Genomic DNA, 18,995 nt, shown 5'->3' with positions numbered 1-18,995 from the left:
ATGATGGCTTTACGTTTATGGGCGTGCCCACCCCCTCCGCATTCGGATCGGGTGGGCACGCCCTGTTTTGGTCGTGCCCGGGTTTGCGCGGTGGCTTGCGACAGTGACGATGTGGAGATCCCTGCCGGATGGACAATTGGGACGATCTGAGATTCCTCGTGGCGCTGTCACGCACCGGCACGATGACGGCTGCGGCGAAGTTGCTGGGCACTAATACCGCGACGGTTTCGCGCCGGATCGAGCGTTTGTCGGACAGCCTTGGGGAAGCGGCCTTCGTCAAGACCGCAGGCGGGTGGCGGCCGTCGTCGTCGGTGACCAAGCTGATCGACCTGGCGCAGACCTTCGACGGCGAATTGCAAAGCACCCTGAACGCCCGCGACCGCAGCGGCACAGGCGAATGCGTGTCGATCAACATCGGCGCGCCGCCCGTGGTCTCGGCGCAGGTGCTGATGCCAAGCCTGCGCGATCCGGACCTGTACCTGGACGGCATCACCGTCACCTTTACCGACCGGCTTTTGCGCGAAGGGCTGGGCGAACATGACGTCGTGTTGCAGATGGGCGCGCCCGAGGTCGGTCGTATCGTCACCCGCAAGGCCGGGACGATGCATTTCAACCTGTTTGGCCCGGTGACGGATGGTACGAACAGGAAGGGTTGGATCGGCCTGTCGGAAACCTATGAAAGCACGCCGGTGCAACGGATGGGGTACGACTATTTCGATCAACCGCCGCGGCTGCGGGTCGAGAATTTCGCGTCGATGCACAAGCTGATCCACGTCACCCGGCTGCCCGGATCGCTGCCTGACGTCATCGGCATGCAAGATCCCGAACTGACCTATGTGGACAAGACGCGGGCGTCGTATCCGGCGGAGTTCTGGCTGATGTATCACGAAACGCGCCGCTCTGATCCGGTGATGCGGCGGGTGGTCGACTGGATCATGGACTGCTTCGCGCGGCTTGAAACCGAGCAGCGCCCGAAAGCGCGCGAAGCCACCTGACCGGAGCAGACCGCTAAAAATGCAATTGCGCATTATCGCGCAACTTGCTTGTCGAATGACAGACGATGTGACTAACTTATCTCCGTAAGGTTGCATTTTGGTCGCATGATCAATCCTCCTCCAAAGCGAAGGGCCATCCGTCTCTGACTCCCTCAAGCACATTGGGTGGCCTCCCCAGACTTCGCCGGACCCCCTGATCCGGTTCCCGATCCGATGCACGCGCATCAAAACGAGCACACCGTAGACTGCGCGGCCTTCGGGCCGCGCTTTTTTCGTGCGGATCGGGTCATGCGAAACCGTGCGGGGCGCGATCTTGCGGGACCGTCCCTGCCCTAGGCGTAGAGCGACAGGAACTTGTCTTCGAGGTAGCTGAGCAACGCCGCCTCGTCCGGGCTGTGTCCGGTGGCGCGGGTAATCACGTCGCGCGGCTCGTAAAGGCCCCCGTAGCGCTGTACATTCTCGCGCAGCCAGTCGGTGGCACCGGTCAGATCGCCCGCCTCGAGCTCTGCATCGAGGCCGGGACGGGCCGCGCGCAGCGCCTCGTGCAGGCACCCTGCATAGACGTTGCCCAACGTGTAGGTCGGGAAGTAGCCGAACAGCCCGACCGACCAGTGCACATCCTGCAATACGCCGTTCGAGGCCCGGTCGACCGGGTATCCGAAATCCGCCGCGAACCGGTCGTTCCAGGCCGCCTCGAGGTCATCGACCTCGAGATCGCGGGCAATCAGCGCGCGTTCGAGATCGAATCGCAACAGCACGTGGAGGTTGTACTGCACCTCGTCCGCCTCGGTCCGGATGAAGCCGCCATGGACCCGGTTGACGGCGGCATAGAACGCCTCGGCGTCGGGCAGCCCGATATCGCCGAAGGTGTCGCGCATCTGGCCATAGAGATAGCGGCAGAAGGCGCGGCTGCGGCCCAGCTGGTTCTCGTAGATGCGGCTCTGGCTTTCGTGCACGCCCATCGACACGCCCTGCCCCACCGGGGTCAGCAGGTGGTCGGCGTCGATGTTCTGCTCGTAGCTGGCATGGCCGACCTCGTGGATGGTCGAGTAGAGGCAGTTGAACGGATCGCCCAGCGCCGTGCGGGTGGTGATGCGCACATCGTTGCCCGACCCGGACGAGAACGGATGCACCGCCTTGTCGACGCGCCCGCGGCTCATGTCGTAGCCGAAGGTCTTGGCGATGTGACGCGCCAGTTTCATCTGCGCGGCTTCGTCGAAATTGCCCGTCAGCGCCGCGGGCGCGGGGCGGGACAGTACCTGTTCGCGCAGCGCCACCAGACGCGGGCGCAGGGCGCCGAACATGGCCTCGAGGCTTTCGGCGGTGGCCCCCGGTTCGTAATCCTCGAGCAGGGCGTCATAGACGTTGCCGCCATCGGCAAGCGCCGCACCCTCTTCGCGCTTCAGCGACAGGACCTCGCGCAGGGTCGGCGCAAAGGCGGAGAAATCGTCGTCGGCGCGGGCTTCGGCCCAGACGCCCTGCGCCATCGAGGTCAGGCGGGCCAGCGCCGAGGCCAGATTGCCGGGCACCTTCATCGTGCGGCTGTAGCTGCGCCGGATGTGGCGCAGGTTGGCGCGGCCCACGTCGTCGAGGTTGGCATCGTCGATCGCCGCCAGCCAGTCGCCGACGCGCGGGTCGATGCGACGCGCGTGCAGCACCCCCTCGATCGCGGCCATTTCGTCGGAACGCTGGGTCGTGGCCCCGCGCGGCATCACCGTTTCCTGGTCCCAGGACAGCCGCCCCGCGACCTGGCCCAGCGCCTGGGTCTCGCGCTGAAACGCCATCAGGTCGGTATATGCATCGCTCATGTGGTGCCTCGCAGGGATTGCGGTTTGGGAAAGCCCGCACCGAAGCGCGCGCGAAGTGTCAGCACCCAGAGCAGAACGGCGCCCAACTGGTGCACGATGGCGATCTCGAGCGCGGCTGCGTAAAGCACCGTGACGATGCCGAGGATCATCTGGACCGTCATCATGGCCAGCATCGCGTTGAACCGGAAGCGGGTATCGGCATTGCCGGATTTCCGGGCGCGCAGCCAGACGACGATGGCCATGGCAAAAAGCAGGTAGCCCGCGACACGGTGCATGAATTGCACGGTGCCCGCGTTCTCGAAGAAATTTCGCCAGAGCGGCGTGATCTCGAACGGGGTGGGCGGGAAGATGCCGCCGGCCATCAGCGGCCAGTCGGTATAGTTGCGGCCCGCATCGATGCCCGCCACCAGCGCCCCCAGCAGGATCTGCAGGAACAGCAGGCAGACCAGTGCCGTGGACAGCGAAAAGAGTCTGGCTTCCCGCGCGCGGCGGTGCTGCATCAGGTCACGCTCGGCCCGGCCAAGCTGGAACACGTACCACGAGATGATCCCAAGGATGACAAAGGCCAGCCCCAGATGGGTGGCGAGCCGGTAGCTGGCCACGTCGACCCGGTCGCCGGACAGGCCCGAGGCCACCATCCACCAGCCGATCGCGCCCTGAAGCCCGCCCAGCGCGCCCAGCAGCAGCAGACGCCCGGTCCAGCCCGGCGGGATCTGCCGCGCCACCAGGAAGCCGACAAAGCCCAGCGCCCAGACCAGCCCGACAAAGCGCCCGAGCTGGCGATGGCCCCATTCCCACCAGTAGATGAACTTGAACTCGGTCAGCGACATGCCGACATTCTGCAACTGGTATTCCGGAATCGCGCGGTACTTGTCGAACTCCGTGGCCCAGGCGGCGGCGTCCATCGGCGGCAGCGCGCCCGCGACCGGGGCCCATTCGGTGATCGACAGGCCGCTGTCGGTCAGGCGGGTCAGCCCGCCCACCACGATCATCGCCATGACGAGCACGAAGAGGATCATCAGCCAGATGCGGATCGCGCCGCGCGCACCGCGGCGGCCCTTGTCGATCAGGCCGGTTTCACGCGGGGCCCCGGCAGAGGTCCCGGTGCCCACCTCCTCGAAGAGTTTGCGGGGTTTGCTCATGCGTCTCATACGCCTTTATTGGTGTCGGGGCAGACATTAGGGCTGGCATGGGGCGGCTTCAAGTCAGCCTCCCCGGTCTTTCCACCGCACCATTTGACGCAGGATGCCGTGAAAGGTCTGCACGTCCGACCGGGTCAGCGGCATGCGCGACCACAGGTTGCGCAGGTTGCGCTTCATGGTGTCTGCCTTGTGATCGGGAAAGAACAGCCCCGCGGTTTCCATGCGCTCTTCGTAATGGCGCGCGAGGGCGGCGACCTCGGCCTGGTTGGCCCAGTCCGTTCCGGCCATCTCGACGCTGCGCCCGGCGATCTCGGTGCTGGCGCGGCGCCACTCATAGGCCGTCAGCAGCACGCATTGCGCCAGATTGAGCGACGCAAACGCAGGGTTCACCGGTACCGATATGATGCCGTTGGCCATGGCGATGTCGGCGTTTTCCAGACCCGCCCGCTCGGGTCCGAACAGGATCGCGGTCTTCTGGCCCCGGGCGATGCGCGCCGCGATCTCGGCCAGGGCCGCCTCGGGGGCATAGACGGGCTTGGTCAGGCCGCGGTGCCGCGCCGTGGTGGCCAGCACAAAATCGGCATCCGCGATGGCGTCTTCGGTCGTCTGGAACAGCTGCGCATCATCCAGCAGCCGCCCCGCCCCCGAGGCCATCGCGACCGCCTTGGGATTGGGCCAGCCGTCGCGGGGGGCCACGAGCCGCATGCGGTCCAGCCCGAAATTCCACATCGCGCGCGCGGCGGCCCCGATATTCTCTCCCATCTGCGGATTGACGAGGACAAAGGCGGGCTGCGGCGCGGACATGAAGGCTCGTCTCCTGAAGGGTTGCGCGCTCTGGTATTGCCTCGGAGCGGCAGGGGCAAGCCGCGCGCCCCTCCAGACACCTCCTCGCCGCGCCCCGGGTCCGGCCCGGGACACTCCGATTGCGTCCATTTCATCTTTCCAAAAAAACGCAAACGCGACACGGCCACCGGCGCGCCGCACCCGGGCATGCGCGCCGCTGCGCCACACGCCCGGCTGGCGTCTGCCCGGGCACTTCGCTAAGAGGGGCAAAACCCCCGCAAGGAGCGCGCCATGTCCGCCGATGACCGCCCCCAGATCACCCTAGTCACCCCGCCCGAGCTTGACCTCATGGCGTTTCCCGACCAGCTTTCGGCGCTGCTCGATGCGCATGCGGTTGCCTGCCTGCGCCTGAGCCTTGCGACCCGGGACGAGGATACGCTGCTGCGGGGCGCCGATGTCATTCGCGAACTGGCGCATCGGCATGACATCGCGCTGGTGATCGACACGCATGTCGTGCTGGCCCAGCGGCTTGGTCTTGACGGGGTGCATTTCCCCGACGGCGGCCGGGCGGTGCGCGGCGCGCGCAAGGAACTGGGCCCGGATGCCATCATCGGCGCGTTCTGCGGCACCTCGCGCCATGACGGCATCAACGCGGGCGAGGCCGGGGCCGATTACATCAGCTTCGGGCCGGTATCGGGCAGCGCGCTGGGCGATGGCAGCATCGCCGACCGCGCCCTGTTCGAGTGGTGGTCGGACATGATCGAATTGCCGGTGATCGCCGAGGGCGGCCTGACCGAGACCATCGTGCGCGATCTGGCACCGGTGGTGGATTTCTTCTCGATCGGCGAGGAGATCTGGCGCACCGAAGACCCCACGGCGGCCCTCGGTGCGTTGATCGCGGCGATGGATCAGGGGTAGCAGGCCGCCAGCATCAGCCCCGTGGTCTCGTCGAGACCGAGCATCAGGTTGGCGTTCTGAAGCGCCTGACCCGAGGATCCCTTGGTCAGGTTGTCGAGCGCGGCCACGACAATGGCACGGCCGTCGATGCGGTCGCCGACCACCCCGATGTGACAGAAGTTCGAGCCCCGGACGTGGTGCGTCGAGGGCGTCTCGCCCAGCGGCAGGACCACGACGAAGGGCTCGGATACATAGGCCGCCGCAAGTGCGTCATGCACCGCGCCTGCGTCGCCAGAGACATAGCCCGTGGCCAGGATGCCCCGGTTCATCGGCACAAGGTGCGGGGTGAACTGGATTTTCACCGGGCGACCCGCGAGGGCCGAGAATTCCTGGTCGAACTCGCCCAGATGGCGGTGCGTGCCGCCGACCGAATAGGCGTTGCTGCCCTCTGACAACTCGGCGTGCAGCAGGTTTTCCTTCAGCGACCGCCCTGCCCCCGAGACCCCACATTTGAGGTCGAGGATGATGTCGTCGAGGCCGATCACGCCCGCAGCGATCAGGGGCCGCAGCATGTATTGCCCGGTGGCCGCGTTGCAGCCGGTGCCCGCGACCAGCCGCGCGGCGGCGATCTCAAAGCGGTAGAACTCGGTCAGGCCATAGACCGCCTCGGCCTGCATATCGGGGGCGGCATGGGCATTGCCGTACCAGCGTTCGTAAGCGGCGGGATCGCGCAGCCGGAAATCCGCCGACAGGTCGACGATCCTGAGATCGGCGGGCAGCTTGGCGATGACCTCCTGGCTGGTCTTGTGCGGCAGGGCGCAGAAGCACAGGTCGATGCCGGAAAAGTCGATCTCTTCCCAGGTCACGAGGGGCGGCAGATCGAGGTGACGCAGGTGCGGAAACACCTGGGCCATGGTCTGACCGGCCTTGGAATTGGCCGCCAGCGCGGCGATGCGCAGGTCGGGATGGGTGGCGATCAGGCGGACGAGTTCGGCGCCGGTGTATCCGGACGCGCCGATGATGGCGATGTTATGGGGCATATCCTGCCTCTGTATTGATGGGTCAAGGTCTTGAAATCAGGCGCGGAAGGCGCGGCGCTCAGGCCGCCTCGAAGGCGATCTGTCGTCGCAGGAAGGTGGTGGCCTGGGCCGAAACACGGGCGGGATCGCCGGTGGTCAGGAAGCGGGCCCGGGTGCCGGTGCCGGCCATTTCGGGTCGGCGCGACAGGTAATCGGCCAGGCTTTCGGCAACCACCGAGGGCTGCGAATAGACCGAGACGTCCGGACCCAGCGCCGCGCGGAACGCCGCCTCCATCAGCGGGTAATGCGTGCAGCCGAGGATCGCGGCGTCAGGTTCGGGCATCTTGCGTTTCAGCGCGTCCACGTGGCTGCGCACCAGCGCCTCGGCAAGGATCATGTCGCCGTCCTCGATGGCATCGACCAACCCGCCGCAGGCCTGCGCCTCGACATCGACGCCGACGGCACGGAAGCTGAGTTCGCGCTGGAACGCGCGGCTGCGCACCGTGGCGGGGGTCGCGAAAAGGGCCACGGAATTCACCGCGACCTCGCGCGGAGGGGAGTTGTCGCCCCATTGCCGTTCGGTCAGCGCCTCGATCAGCGGCACGAAGACGCCAAGCACGCGCTTGTCGGTGGGCACCCAGGCCTCCTGCATGCGGCGCAGGGCCGCCGCCGAGGCGGTGTTGCAGGCCAGGATCACCAGATCGCAGCCTTCCTGCCACAGCCGTTCGACCCCCCGGGTGGTCAGATTGTAGATATCGTCGGCCTCGCGCACCCCGTAGGGCGTATGCGCATTGTCGCCGTAATAGACCAGCGGCGTGTCGGGCAGACGCTTTACGATCGCGTCGAGAACGGTGAGTCCGCCCAGCCCCGAATCGAAGACGCCAATCGCCATGGAGTATCCCTTTCGCCTTGCGCATCAGGGACTTCGCCCGCGCGCTGTTGTTCACGTCCCGTCACACACGACCCCGCGCGCAAAGACGGCCCACGGTGTTCGAGACTGCTCATAGGTCGGATTGCGCCGGAAATCCATCGCCCTGCGCGGGTCGTCCGCGAGGGGTCCACCCCAGGCCGGAACGGACAAGGCCGTCACGGCCCTGCCCGGCCCTGCCTGCCCCCGACCGGCCCTGCCCGATCCTGCCAGCCCCCGGTCCGGGAATGTGGCGTGATCACTCGGCGGCCTTGCGCATCCCGGCGGGGCCGGATTTCAGCGCCGCGAGGATTTCTTCGCGCCGCTTTTCTGCGCGGGCCAGGTTGGCCAACTTCACCGGGCCGAAGCCCCGCACCGACAGGGGCAGTTCGGCCAGCGCGACAAGGGCGTCCAGCCGGTCGGATGTGGCTTTGGGCAGCCATTCGGCCATGTCGGCCTCGTATTGGCGGATCAGCGCGCGTTCCATGCGCCGCTCCGCGGCGTAGCCGAAGGGGTCGAACGGCGTGCCGCGCAGGGATTTGAGCCGCGCCAGCAGCTTGAAATTGCGCAACATGCCTTCGCCATAGGTCTTTTTCTTCGGACGCCCGTCAGAGCCTTCGCGCGACAGCAGCGGCGGTGCGAGGTGGAACGACATCCTGAAATCGCCGCCGAACTGTTCCGCGGCCTTTTGGCGGGTGTCGAGATGCAGGCGGGCGACCTCGTATTCGTCCTTGTAGGACAGCACCTTGTGATAGCCTTTCGCGACCGCTTCGCGCAGCCGCGGCTCGGTCACGCCATCGACCAGCTTGCGATAGCGCCGGGCCAGCCGTTTGGACTGGTAGGCTTCGAGGTGGGTCGCGCGCACCTCGATCCGCTCTTCGAGCGTCCTCGGTTTGTCGACCACGTTGTCGGGTGTGATCATTGCCGCCGCCTCGACCGGGTGCAACGCGGCCCAGCGCCCGATGGCGAAGGCGCGCAGGTTGCGCTCGACCGCGGCACCGTTGAGGCGGAACGCCGCTTCGATGGCCGAGAGCGGCAGCGGAATCAGCCCGCGCTGCCAGGCCGCCCCGAGGATCATGGTGTTCGAGAAGATCGAATCGCCCATCACCACGCGCGCCAGCTCTGTCGCGTCGAACAGGATCACGTCGTCCTTCATCCGCCGTTCGAGCGCCATGCGCAACCGGTCGGTGGGCAGCGAGAACTCGGTGTTGCGGGTGAAGTCGCCGGTGATGATCTCGTGGCTGTTGACCACCGCCCCGGTGCGGCCCGTCGCGGTCAGGCCCAGCGTCTTGGCCCCGGCAGAGACCACCAGATCGCCGCCGATGAGCGCATCGGCCTCGCCGGTGGCGACGCGGATGGCGCTGATATCGTCCGGCGCGTTGGCCAGACGCAGGTGGATATGCACCGCGCCGCCCTTCTGGGCGAGGCCGGCCATTTCCATCATGCCCGCCCCCTTGCCGTCGATCTGCGCCGCCTGCGCCAGGATCGCGCCGACGGTGACGACGCCGGTGCCGCCCACCCCGGTGATGACGATGTTCCAGGTCTTGTCGATGGCGGGCACGGCCGGTTCGGGCAGATGCGGCAGGTCGATCCCGGTGCCGCTGTCTTTCTTCATCTCCGCGCCCTCGATGGTCACGAAGGACGGGCAGAAGCCCTTGAGGCAGGAATAGTCCTTGTTGCAGGACGACTGGTCGATGGCGCGCTTGCGGCCGAACTCGGTCTCGACCGGCACGATCGAGACGCAGTTCGACTGCACGCCGCAATCGCCGCAGCCCTCGCAGACATCGGTGTTGATGAAGACGCGGGTGTCGGGGTCGGGAAACTGGCCCCGCTTGCGGCGGCGGCGCTTTTCGGCGGCGCAGGTCTGGATGTAGATGATGGCTGTGACGCCCTCGACGTCGCGCAATTCGGTCTGCACGGCCTCCATATCGGCGCGGGGGTGCCAGCCGACGGATTTCGGGAAGTCCTCGCGGCGGGGCTCTTCCTTTTCGTCGTAGACCACCTCGATGCGGCCGACGCCCATGGCGTCCAGCTCGCGGGCGATGCGGTCGGGCGTCAGGCCGCCTTCATTCTTCTGGCCGCCGGTCATGGCGACGGCGTCGTTGTAGAGGATCTTGTAGGTGATGTTGGTGCCCGCGGCGAGCGCCGCGCGGATCGCCTGCACGCCCGAGTGATTGTAGGTGCCGTCGCCAAGGTTCTGGTAGACATGCGGGGTCTTCGAGAAAGGTGCCTCGCCGACCCAGTTGACGCCTTCGCCGCCCATGTGGGTGAAGCCCGTGGTCGCACGGTCCATCCACTGCACCATGTAGTGACAGCCGATCCCGGCATAGGCGCGGGAGCCCTCGGGCACCTTGGTCGAGGTGTTGTGCGGGCAGCCCGAGCAATAATAGGGCAGACGCGCCGCGATTTCCTCGGCGTTGTCGGCGCGGCGGGCATCCGAGAGACGCGACAGCCCCGCCTTGACGCCATCGGTGCCGCGGCCCTCCTCGATGAGGATCTCGCCCAGCTTCTCGGCGATCCAGACCGGATCGAGCGCGCCGCGCGTCGGGAACAGCTCTTCGCGGTGCATGCCGCCTGCCCCGCCCTTGTACCAGCCATAGACGCGGCGGCCCTGGCGGTCGTCGAAGATCGCCTCCTTGACCTGCACCTCGATCAGCTTGCGCTTTTCCTCGACGATGACGATCAGGTCGAGATCCTCGGCCCAGTCGTGGAACCCCTGCATGTCGAGCGGGAAGGTCTGGCCGACCTTGTAGGTGGTGATGCCAAGGCGGTCGGCCTCGGCCTCGTCGATGTTCAAGAGGCTCAGCGCGTGCACGAGGTCGAGCCAGTTCTTGCCCGCCGCGACAAAGCCGATCCTGGCACCGGGCGTGCCCCAGACGCGCTTGTCCATCCGGTTGGCGTGGGAGAACGCTTCGGCGGCGAAGCGCTTGTAGTCGATCATGCGCGCCTCCTGCGCATGCGGCGTGTCGCCGAGCCGGATGTTGAGCCCGCCTTCGGGCATGGCAAAATCGGCGGGTTCGATCAGCTGCATGCGCCCGACGCGGCCATCGACAACCGAGGTGGCCTCGACCGTGTCCTTCATGGTCTTCAAGCCCACCCAGAGGCCGGAATAGCGCGACAGGGCATAGCCGTAGATGCCGTAGTCGAGGATTTCCTGCACACCCGCGGGGGAGACGACGGGCATATAGGCATCGACAAGCGCCCATTCGGACTGGTGCAGCACGGTCGAGCTTTCGCCGGTGTGATCGTCGCCCATGGCCATCAGCACGCCGCCATGGCGCGAGGTGCCGGCCATGTTGGCGTGGCGCATCACGTCGCCGGTGCGGTCGACGCCGGGCCCCTTGCCGTACCAGAGCCCGAAGACGCCGTCATACTTGCCCTCGCCGCGCAGCTCTGCCTGCTGGCTGCCCCAGAGGGCGGTGGCCGCGAGGTCTTCGTTCAGGCCTTCCTTGAACAGCACGTTGGCCGCGGTCAGGTGCTTGGTCGCGCGGGCCATCTGCAGGTCCACCGCACCCAGCGGCGAGCCGCGATAGCCGGTCACGTACCCGGCGGTGTTCAGCCCCGCCGCGCGGTCGCGCGCGGCCTGGGTCAGCATCAGGCGCACCAGCGCCTGGGTGCCGTTCAAGAGCACCTGTTCGGTCGCAAGATCGAACCGGTCATCGAGTGAAATCTGTTGCTTCGACATCTAGCGTCTCCCGTCGCTCAATGTGTGTGGCTATGGTCGAATTTTAGGTCAAAAGATCTGACCTGTATAGGAATTTCGCAGGCAATTGCGCGATTTCGTGAACTCCGCAGTTTAAAATTTGCAAAGTTTTAAGTAAGCACCGCTAGGTAACCCGAAAGAGTATTTCATGGACTGGGATAAACTCAGAATCTTTCATGCGGTGGCAGACGCCGGCAGCCTCACCCATGCGGGTGATGCCCTGCACCTGTCCCAGTCCGCGGTCTCGCGGCAGATCCGGTCGCTGGAAACGGCGCTGGATACAACGCTGTTCCACCGGCATGCGCGGGGGCTGATTCTGACCGAACAGGGCGAATTGCTGTTCGACGCGACCGTCGCCATGAACAAGCGTATCGATGCCGCCACCGCGCGCATCCGCGACAGCGAAGAGGAAGTGTTCGGCGAGTTGCGGGTGACCACGACCACGGGGTTCGGCTCTCTCTGGCTGGCGCCGCGTCTGTCGAAGCTGTACGACAAGTACCCCGAACTGAACATCGACCTGATGCTGGAAGAGCGCGTGCTCGATCTGCCGATGCGCGAGGCGGATGTGGCGATTCGGATGAAGGAACCGTCGCAGGCCGATCTGATCCGCAAGCGGCTGATGCATATCCGGATGCGCCTTTACGCGTCGCCCGACTATCTGGAAAAGAACGGCACGCCGCAGTCGCTTGAGGATATGGCCGCGCATCGGCTGATCTGCCAGAACACCCGCACGCCGCAGGTTTCCGCCGGTCTGAGCCTTGTGCAGGAACTGCTGACCTACGACATCAAGGCGACCCTGACGGTCAACAACTACTTCGGGGTGTTGCAGGCGGTCATCTCGAACCTGGGGATCGGCGTGTTGCCCGATTACATCATCGAGGATTTCCCCTCGGTGGTGCGGGTCCTGCCGGATGTGGAAAGCGTCGAGGTGCCGGTCTTTCTTGCCTATCCGGAAGAGTTGCGACATTCCAAAAGGATAGAAGCGTTCCGCGACTTCGTTCAGGACGAAATCATCGCGCATCGCAAGACCCGGAAGGCGATGGAATCGTCCTGACGGTGGAGCCATGACGCCACAACATGACGGTCATGATGCGCCTGCGGCGTGATCAGGGTTGATCGACTCGGTTCTGCTCATTAGGTCGAATGCATGGCGATGAACGCGCAGCAGCGGTCATCTTCATACCTCCCTGTTGGACTTGGCCGAGCTTTGCGCTCGGCCTTTTTTTTGCGCGGTGCCGCGGGTGTCCTTGCGGACCGGCCGGGTCCGGCGGTCAAGGTACGTCGGGCCATGTCGGGGCACGTCCGGGCATGTCGGGGCATGTCAGGGCATGTCGGGGCGGCTAGGATGCGGCGGGCCGGGGCGGGACGGAATAGGTCAGGTTGGCGCGTGCCACAGGGGCCGGATCGCCTTCGGAGAACAGCAGCACGTCGCAGACCGACAGCACCCTGCCCAGCTTGAGCACCCGGCATTCGGCCAGCACATCCGCCCCGGCGGCAGGCTTGCGCATGAAGTCGATCGAACAGTTCGTGGTCACGGCCAGCGCCTCGCGGCCGATCCGGGCCATGGTCGCCACATAGGCCGCCACATCGGCCAGCCCGAACATCGCGGGCCCCGAAACGGTGCCGCCGGGGCGCAGGTGCTGGTCCTCCACATGCAGGCGCATCACCAGCAGGTCCGCATCCAGCCGGTCGATGCTGAACATGCCTTTGACCTGGGGGAACACCTCGTCGAGGTAGGCTGCCATTTCGTCTGCGGGAACCTTGATGACCATGCGGCTGCTTTCCTTGCGTAATGCGCCCCGCTAGGCTGCATTTGTCGAAAGAGGAGAGCAAGATGGCGCATCTGTTACGTAACGACACCGGCGCCGTGGCGCACCTGACGCTGAACCGGCCAGAGGCGCTGAACCCGCTGTCGGACGCCATGCTGGCGGCGCTCGGCGACGAGATCGCGCGGCTGGCCCGGGACCGCACGATCCGGGTGGTCGTCATCAAGGGTGCCGGGCGGGCGTTCTGTGCCGGGCACGACCTGAAGGAAATGACCGCGGCGCGGGCAACCGACGATGGTGGGCGCGCGGCCTTCCGCGATCTGTTCGACCGCTGCTCGGCGATGATGCAGGGCCTCCAGCACCTGCCCCAGCCGGTGATCGCGCAGGTCCACGGCCTGGCCACCGCAGCCGGATGCCAGCTTGTCGCCAGCTGCGATATGGCCGTCGCCGCCGATACCGCGCGGTTTGGCGTCAACGGCGTGAATATCGGGCTGTTCTGTTCGACGCCAATGGTGGCCTTGTCGCGCAACGTGCCGCGCAAGCAGGCCTTCGAGATGCTGACCACCGGCGCGTTCATCGCGGCGGATCGGGCGCAATCGCTGGGTCTGGTGAACCGGGTCGTGCCCGAGGACCAGCTGTCGGTCGAAACCGACGCGCTGGCGCAGACCGTGGCGGGCAAGCTTGGATCGGCGGTGCGGATCGGCAAGCAGGCCTTCTATGCCCAGCTCGAACTGGGTCTTGCGGATGCCTACGCCCTGACCCGCGACGTGATGGTGGAAAACGCGCTCGATCGCGACACCGAAGAAGGCATCAACGCCTTCCTCGAAAAGCGCGCCCCGACCTGGTCGCAGGCCAAGGACCCGTGACAAGCGCCCCCGGAATGACTATCTGGCCCGCATGACAGAGACATTGCATATCGTCGGCGGCGGCATGGCCGGATCCGAGGCCGCGTGGCAGGCCGCCAACCTTGGCGTGCGCGTGGTGATCCACGAAATGCGCCCCAAGGTCGAGACCTTCGCCCACAAGACCGGCAAGCTGGGCGAGATGGTGTGTTCCAATTCCTTCCGCTCGGACGACCATGAGCAGAACGCCGTGGGGCTTCTGCACTGGGAGATGAAGGCTGCTGGCGGTCTTGTGATTTCAACGGCTTACGAGAACAAACTGCCAGCAGGCGGCGCGCTGGCCGTCGACCGGGAGGCGTTTTCCGAGCAGATCACCGCCGCCATCCGGGCCCACCCGGACATCGAGGTGAGCCACGAGGAAGTGACCGAGCTGCCGGATCGGGGCCAGTGGATCATCGCCACCGGGCCGCTGACATCCGAAGGTCTTGGCGCGGCCATCGCGGCGGCCACCGGGGCCGAAAGCCTGGCGTTTTTCGACGCCATCGCGCCTATCGTCCATGCGGACAGCATCGACATGTCGAAGGCGTGGATGCAGTCACGCTATGACAAGGGCGAGACCGAAGAAGAGCAGCGCGCCTATCTGAACTGCCCCATGGACAAGGCCACCTACGAGGCGTTCATCGACGCGTTGATCGCCGCCGACAAGACCGAGTTTCACGCGGGCGAGGCCGAGTCCTCTCCGAACGCGACGCCCTATTTCGACGGCTGCCTGCCGATCGAGGTGATGGCAGAGCGGGGCCGCGAAACCCTGCGCCACGGCCCGATGAAGCCGGTCGGCCTGACGAACCCGCACATGCCCGAGGTCAAGGCCCATGCGGTGGTGCAGTTGCGGCGCGATAACGCGTTGGGAACGCTGTACAATATCGTCGGCTTCCAGACCAAGATGAAATACGGCGCGCAAAAAGAGGTGCTGCGCATGATCCCCGGGCTGGAATCGGCCCGCTTTGCCCGGCTGGGCGGTATTCACCGCAACACGTTCCTCAATTCGCCGACCTTGCTGGACAACCAGATGCGACTGAAATCGCAGCCGAATATCCGCTTTGCCGGTCAGATCACCGGGGTTGAGGGCTATGTCGAAAGCGCGGCCATGGGACTGCTGGCGGGGCGCATGGCGGCGGCAGAGATGCTTGGCCGCGACCTGGCAGTGGTGCCGCAGGATACGGCCCATGGCGCGCTTGTTCACCACATCACCGGCGGTGCCGATGCCAAGACCTTCCAGCCGATGAACGTCAATTTCGGTCTGTTCCGACCGCTCGAGGGCGTCAAGGGTGGCCGTCGCGGTCGGCGTGACCGCTACAAGGCCTATACCGACCGCGCCAAGGCGGCATGGGACGGTTGGTTGTCTGATCAGGCGGCACGGCACGCCGCCGCTGCGGAGTGACATCATGAACTACGTTCTCGCGCTTTTTCTGCCACCGCTGTCGATCCTGCTGACCGGTCGGATCATCACGTCGCTGGTGGTCTTCATCATCTGGGTGCCCGCGATCGTCTTCAGTGGCGGCCTGACCCATCCGATGTTCATCCTGCTCGCCTGGATCCTGATCTATCAAAGCCGCGAGGATCGCCGCGCCCGTCGCCGCGACGATTGACCCCGGTGCGCACCCGCTTTGCGCCGTCGCCCACCGGCCCGCTGCACCTCGGCCATGCCTATTCCGCGATTCTGGCCCATGACCTTGCGCGCGCTGCGGGCGGCAACTTCGTACTGCGCTTTGAGGACATTGACCGCAGCCGTGCCCGGCCCGAATGGGAAGCCCTGATCCTCGAGGATTTGCGCTGGCTCGGACTGGATTGGGAACCGGATCCGTGGCGCCAGTCCGACCGCTTGCCCGCCTATCGTGAAGCGCTTGAAAGACTTTGGAACCAAGGTCTTATCTACCCGTGTTCATGCAGCAGGCGCGACATCCAGGACGCCGTATCGGCGCCGCAGGAAGGGGCCGCGCCGACCATCGGACCGGATGGCGTTGTCTACCCGGGCACCTGTCGGCCCAGCCATCCGCCGCAGGGCAGGATGCCGCTGGACACACCGCTGCGCCTTGATGTCGCGCGGGCGGTGTCGGTCGTGAAGGCACCCCTGTCCTTCGTTGAAGACGGTCGCGGCCCCGGCGGGGAAACCGGGGCGCTGAAGGTTGCGGGCGACACGCTGATCGGTGGCGTCGGCGACGTGGTTCTGGCGCGCCGGGACATGGGCACATCGTATCATCTGGCGGTGGTGGTGGACGATGCGGCACAACAGATCAGCCATGTGGTGCGCGGCGAGGACCTGTTCGAAGCGACGCCCATTCACGTGCTGTTGCAAGGGCTTTTGGGGCTTGCGACGCCGCGCTATCACCATCACCGGCTGATCCGCGACGAAAACGGGAAACGGTTGGCAAAACGCGACGATGCCCGGGCCCTCAGAACCTATCGCGACGATGGCGTGAGTGCTGCGGATATCCGCCGCAAGATCGGCCTGTAACCTTCTGATTTCAGTCGGATATCGGCGTCATAAGTTCAACCTCGCGACCGCATTCCACGCCGGTGTAGAAACAGCTGCGCCGATTGGTGTGGCAGGCCGGGCCGGTTTGTCGCACCCGAAGCAGCAGGCAATCCCGGTCGCAATCCACCCGCATCTCGACCAGCTCCTGCAGGTGACCAGAGGTCTCGCCCTTGATCCAGAATTGCTTTCTTGATCTTGACCAATAGGTTACGCGACGTGTTTCAAGCGTTTTGGCAACAGCGTCCGCGTTCATCCACGCCAGCATCAAGACCTCGCCGGTTGCCGCATCCTGTGCAATCGCGGGCAACAGCCCGTTCTGATCATAGACCAAAGTCGCGGGATCGAAGCTCATGGCGAGAAACCTTTTTGCACCGGGCGTCAGAGCGCCTATTTATGAAGCCGAGACAGAAAGGGAAAGCCATGTCGGCCGAACAGGACCTGATCAAGTTGTATTCCGACCGCATTCTGGCGCTGGCGGCGGATATTCCGCGCACGGCGCGGCTCGATGCACCGGACGCGACGGTTCGCAAACGCTCGCCTTTGTGTGGCTCGACGGTGACGGTCGACATCGCGGTCAAGGATGGCCGGGTCGCGGATTACGGCCAGGATGTGAAGGCCTGCGCGCTTGGCCAGGCCGCGGCCTCGATTGTCGGGGGCGCCATCGTCGGCTGCGACGGAGCCGAGATTGCCGCCGCGCGCGACGCGCTGCGCGAGATGCTGAAGGCGGACGGGCCGACGCCGCGGGCGCCCTTCGACGGTCTTGAGGTGCTGCGTCCCGCCGCGGCCTACAAGAACCGGCATGCCTCTATCCTCTTGGCGCTTGATGCAGCCGTCGAGGCGATGGAAATCGCGCGGGCCCAGCAGACCGCTTAACCGAATCTTTCCACATCGCGCGCAAGATCGTCCGGCAGAGGTTGGCCGGAGGATCGAATGCGTCACGAAATCTTGCAATCCGACAGCGCGGATGTGGCAGCGCGCCTGGCCCGGATTGTGGAAGATGCCACCGAACTGGGGCGCCGCAATGTGGAGGTCGAGGGCTTTCTGCAAGCGTTGACCGATGAATGTGTCGCACAAGGGTCGGCGCTGAACGATCTCAAGCGCGGCAGCGACCGGATGAACAGCGCCGTGCGCGCGGCCATCGAAACGACCACGCAAACCCGCGAGATGGCCGACACGGCGCTTGGCAGGGTGCAGGGCTCGATCAAGATGGTGACGGATTCCGGGCAGTTGTCACATGGCTTGGCGACCTGGGTCCGCGACGTTCATTCCGGCAGCGAAGATGTGGACGGCATGCTGATCGCGGTTCGCAAATCCAACGGCGAGATCGCCTCCATCGCATCGCAGGTCAACATCCTTGCGATGAACGCCAAGATCGAAGCCGCACGGGCGGGCGATGCCGGGAAAGGCTTTGCCATCGTGGCCGAAGCGATCAACGATCTCAGCCACAAGACCCGCGCGGCTGCCCAACAGATATCGACGACCATCCAGCAGATGTCGGACTGGATCGCGCACTTGCAGGACGGCGCGCGCGCAACCGCGTCAAAGGCCGAAATGCTGCTCGATCAGGTCGAGGACAGCGATGCCGCCCTGACCGAAATCGGGGATCGCGTAAGACAGTTGCGCGATGAGACGCACAAGACCCAAGGTGAAGTCGCATCCGCGAAATCCACCACCGAGGATCTGCTGCCGGCCATCTCGAACGTGGCACGCTTCATGCAAAACGTCAGCGGCGGCGTGCTGGAGGCGCGCAATCGTACGGAGTGTCTGATCGATACTTCCGAAACCATCCTTCAGGATGTCGTGTGCCTTGGCGGCAGTGGCGCGGATTCCCCGATGATCCTCATGGTTCAGGATCTTGCCGGCCGCATCTCGCAAGTGTTCGATGCCGCGGTGACGGACGGGCAGATTGCGCTGGGCGATCTGTTCGATGAAACCTACGAACCGATTGCCGGGTCATCGCCGGTGCAGGTGATGACCCGGTTCACAGCCTTCACCGACAGGGTCCTGCCGCCGTTGCAGGAACCCGTGCTGGAAAACGATTCCCGCATCGTTTTCTGCGCCGCCGTCGATCGCAACGGATATTTGCCGACCCACAACCACAAGTTTGCCAAACCGCAAGGCGCAGACCCGGTCTGGAATGCGGCACATTGCCGAAACCGGCGGGTGTTCGACGACCGCGTCGGCCTGAAAGCGGGGCAAAGCACGGAACCGTTCCTTCTGCAGATCTATCGCCGGGACATGGGCGGTGGCGACTTCCGGATGATGAAAGACCTGTCGGCGCCGATCTTTGTCCAGGGACGCCATTGGGGTGGTGTTCGTCTGGCCTATGAACTCACAACATGATGCTTGCAGACCCCGTTTTCCCTGATTCTGTCATCGCGGAAAAACAGCGCTGGCCCTTGTCGCGCGGTCAGCGTTGGAAACGCTCTTGGCGGACCGCACGCATTCGCGCACCGGGTCGAAAAAAAACCGCCATGCCTTGGGGAGGCATGGCGGCAAGTGGCGTGTCTTGTGCATGTCCGGGCGCGCCAATCTCGCTCACAATGGGGACAGGCAGTGTCAGTCGCGATGCATCAAAGGGAACAGGCGATGCAGAT

General features: G+C 65.3%; 17 protein-coding genes. 9 read left to right on the top strand and 8 right to left on the bottom strand.

From position 1 onward, the window contains the following. Nucleotides 1-128: 128 nt before the first annotated feature. Nucleotides 129-995 (top strand): LysR family transcriptional regulator, encoded by an 867-nt coding sequence (locus ACXYMN_RS11465; protein ID WP_459013772.1) that lies wholly within the window; start codon nucleotides 129-131, stop codon nucleotides 993-995. A gap of 332 nt (nucleotides 996-1,327) precedes the next feature. Here the strand turns inward: ACXYMN_RS11465 and ACXYMN_RS11460 are convergent, their stop codons facing one another. The 3 genes from ACXYMN_RS11460 to ACXYMN_RS11450 form a co-directional block, all read right to left on the bottom strand. Further along, nucleotides 1,328-2,803: a carboxypeptidase M32 gene (locus ACXYMN_RS11460; protein ID WP_459013770.1), complete on the bottom strand. Its 1,476-nt coding sequence runs from the start codon at nucleotides 2,801-2,803 to the stop codon at nucleotides 1,328-1,330. Beyond that, on the bottom strand, nucleotides 2,800-3,945 hold the full coding sequence (gene ctaA / locus ACXYMN_RS11455) for a heme A synthase (RefSeq protein ID WP_459013769.1): 1,146 nt from the start codon (nucleotides 3,943-3,945) through the stop codon (nucleotides 2,800-2,802). Before ctaA ends, ACXYMN_RS11460 begins: the two co-directional genes overlap by 4 nt. A gap of 63 nt (nucleotides 3,946-4,008) precedes the next feature. Beyond that, on the bottom strand, nucleotides 4,009-4,749 hold the full coding sequence (locus ACXYMN_RS11450) for an RNA methyltransferase (protein ID WP_459013768.1): 741 nt from the start codon (nucleotides 4,747-4,749) through the stop codon (nucleotides 4,009-4,011). A 270-nt stretch (nucleotides 4,750-5,019) separates the two neighbouring features. On the opposite strand from ACXYMN_RS11450, the gene ACXYMN_RS11445 reads away from it, so the two are divergent. Next, on the top strand, nucleotides 5,020-5,646 hold the full coding sequence (locus ACXYMN_RS11445) for a thiamine phosphate synthase (protein ID WP_459013767.1): 627 nt from the start codon (nucleotides 5,020-5,022) through the stop codon (nucleotides 5,644-5,646). On the opposite strand, the gene argC is transcribed toward ACXYMN_RS11445, so the two are convergent. The 3 genes from argC to ACXYMN_RS11430 all read right to left on the bottom strand — a co-directional run bounded on the left by argC (nucleotide 5,637) and on the right by ACXYMN_RS11430 (nucleotide 11,236). Further along, nucleotides 5,637-6,665, bottom strand: coding sequence for an N-acetyl-gamma-glutamyl-phosphate reductase (gene argC / locus ACXYMN_RS11440; protein ID WP_459013766.1), 1,029 nt, complete (start codon nucleotides 6,663-6,665; stop codon nucleotides 5,637-5,639). The genes ACXYMN_RS11445 and argC overlap by 10 nt on opposite strands. 58 nt (nucleotides 6,666-6,723) lie before the next feature. After that, complete coding sequence (locus tag ACXYMN_RS11435) at nucleotides 6,724-7,536, bottom strand: glutamate racemase (protein WP_459013765.1); 813 nt, start codon at nucleotides 7,534-7,536, stop codon at nucleotides 6,724-6,726. 274 nt (nucleotides 7,537-7,810) lie between these two features. Next, on the bottom strand, nucleotides 7,811-11,236 hold the full coding sequence (locus ACXYMN_RS11430; RefSeq protein WP_459013764.1) for an indolepyruvate ferredoxin oxidoreductase family protein: 3,426 nt from the start codon (nucleotides 11,234-11,236) through the stop codon (nucleotides 7,811-7,813). A 166-nt stretch (nucleotides 11,237-11,402) separates the two neighbouring features. On the opposite strand from ACXYMN_RS11430, the gene ACXYMN_RS11425 reads away from it, so the two are divergent. Then, on the top strand, nucleotides 11,403-12,308 hold the full coding sequence (locus ACXYMN_RS11425) for a LysR family transcriptional regulator (RefSeq protein WP_459013763.1): 906 nt from the start codon (nucleotides 11,403-11,405) through the stop codon (nucleotides 12,306-12,308). 286 nt (nucleotides 12,309-12,594) lie between these two features. Here the strand turns inward: ACXYMN_RS11425 and ACXYMN_RS11420 are convergent, their stop codons facing one another. Continuing rightward, nucleotides 12,595-13,026, bottom strand: coding sequence for a PaaI family thioesterase (locus ACXYMN_RS11420; RefSeq protein WP_459013762.1), 432 nt, complete (start codon nucleotides 13,024-13,026; stop codon nucleotides 12,595-12,597). A 62-nt stretch (nucleotides 13,027-13,088) separates the two neighbouring features. Here ACXYMN_RS11420 and ACXYMN_RS11415 point away from each other — a divergent pair, with 62 nt between their 5' ends. The 4 genes from ACXYMN_RS11415 to gluQRS are packed head-to-tail and all read left to right on the top strand — an operon-like array spanning nucleotide 13,089 to nucleotide 16,377. Beyond that, nucleotides 13,089-13,886 (top strand): enoyl-CoA hydratase, encoded by a 798-nt coding sequence (locus ACXYMN_RS11415; RefSeq protein WP_459013761.1) that lies wholly within the window; start codon nucleotides 13,089-13,091, stop codon nucleotides 13,884-13,886. Between the two features lie 31 nt (nucleotides 13,887-13,917). Then, nucleotides 13,918-15,303 (top strand): methylenetetrahydrofolate--tRNA-(uracil(54)-C(5))-methyltransferase (FADH(2)-oxidizing) TrmFO, encoded by a 1,386-nt coding sequence (trmFO, locus tag ACXYMN_RS11410; protein WP_459013759.1) that lies wholly within the window; start codon nucleotides 13,918-13,920, stop codon nucleotides 15,301-15,303. Nucleotides 15,304-15,307: 4 nt separating this feature from the next. Next, nucleotides 15,308-15,511, top strand: a complete 204-nt coding sequence (locus ACXYMN_RS11405) for a hypothetical protein (protein ID WP_459013758.1) — start codon at nucleotides 15,308-15,310, stop codon at nucleotides 15,509-15,511. 5 nt (nucleotides 15,512-15,516) lie between these two features. Then, on the top strand, nucleotides 15,517-16,377 hold the full coding sequence (gene gluQRS, locus ACXYMN_RS11400; RefSeq protein WP_459013757.1) for a tRNA glutamyl-Q(34) synthetase GluQRS: 861 nt from the start codon (nucleotides 15,517-15,519) through the stop codon (nucleotides 16,375-16,377). Nucleotides 16,378-16,387: 10 nt separating this feature from the next. Here the strand turns inward: gluQRS and hisI are convergent, their stop codons facing one another. Continuing rightward, nucleotides 16,388-16,750, bottom strand: a complete 363-nt coding sequence (gene hisI / locus ACXYMN_RS11395; protein ID WP_459013756.1) for a phosphoribosyl-AMP cyclohydrolase — start codon at nucleotides 16,748-16,750, stop codon at nucleotides 16,388-16,390. 68 nt (nucleotides 16,751-16,818) lie between these two features. On the opposite strand from hisI, the gene ACXYMN_RS11390 reads away from it, so the two are divergent. Both ACXYMN_RS11390 and ACXYMN_RS11385 read left to right on the top strand, forming a co-directional pair. Further along, nucleotides 16,819-17,271, top strand: a complete 453-nt coding sequence (locus ACXYMN_RS11390) for an iron-sulfur cluster assembly scaffold protein (RefSeq protein ID WP_459013754.1) — start codon at nucleotides 16,819-16,821, stop codon at nucleotides 17,269-17,271. A gap of 57 nt (nucleotides 17,272-17,328) precedes the next feature. Then, nucleotides 17,329-18,741: a methyl-accepting chemotaxis protein gene (locus ACXYMN_RS11385; protein ID WP_459013753.1), complete on the top strand. Its 1,413-nt coding sequence runs from the start codon at nucleotides 17,329-17,331 to the stop codon at nucleotides 18,739-18,741. Nucleotides 18,742-18,995: the final 254 nt, after the last annotated feature.

It is taken from the genome of Roseivivax sp. CAU 1753 (assembly GCF_054482575.1).
The sequence above is the reverse complement of the archived record's forward strand: the minus strand, read 5'-3'. Positions and strand labels throughout refer to the sequence as shown.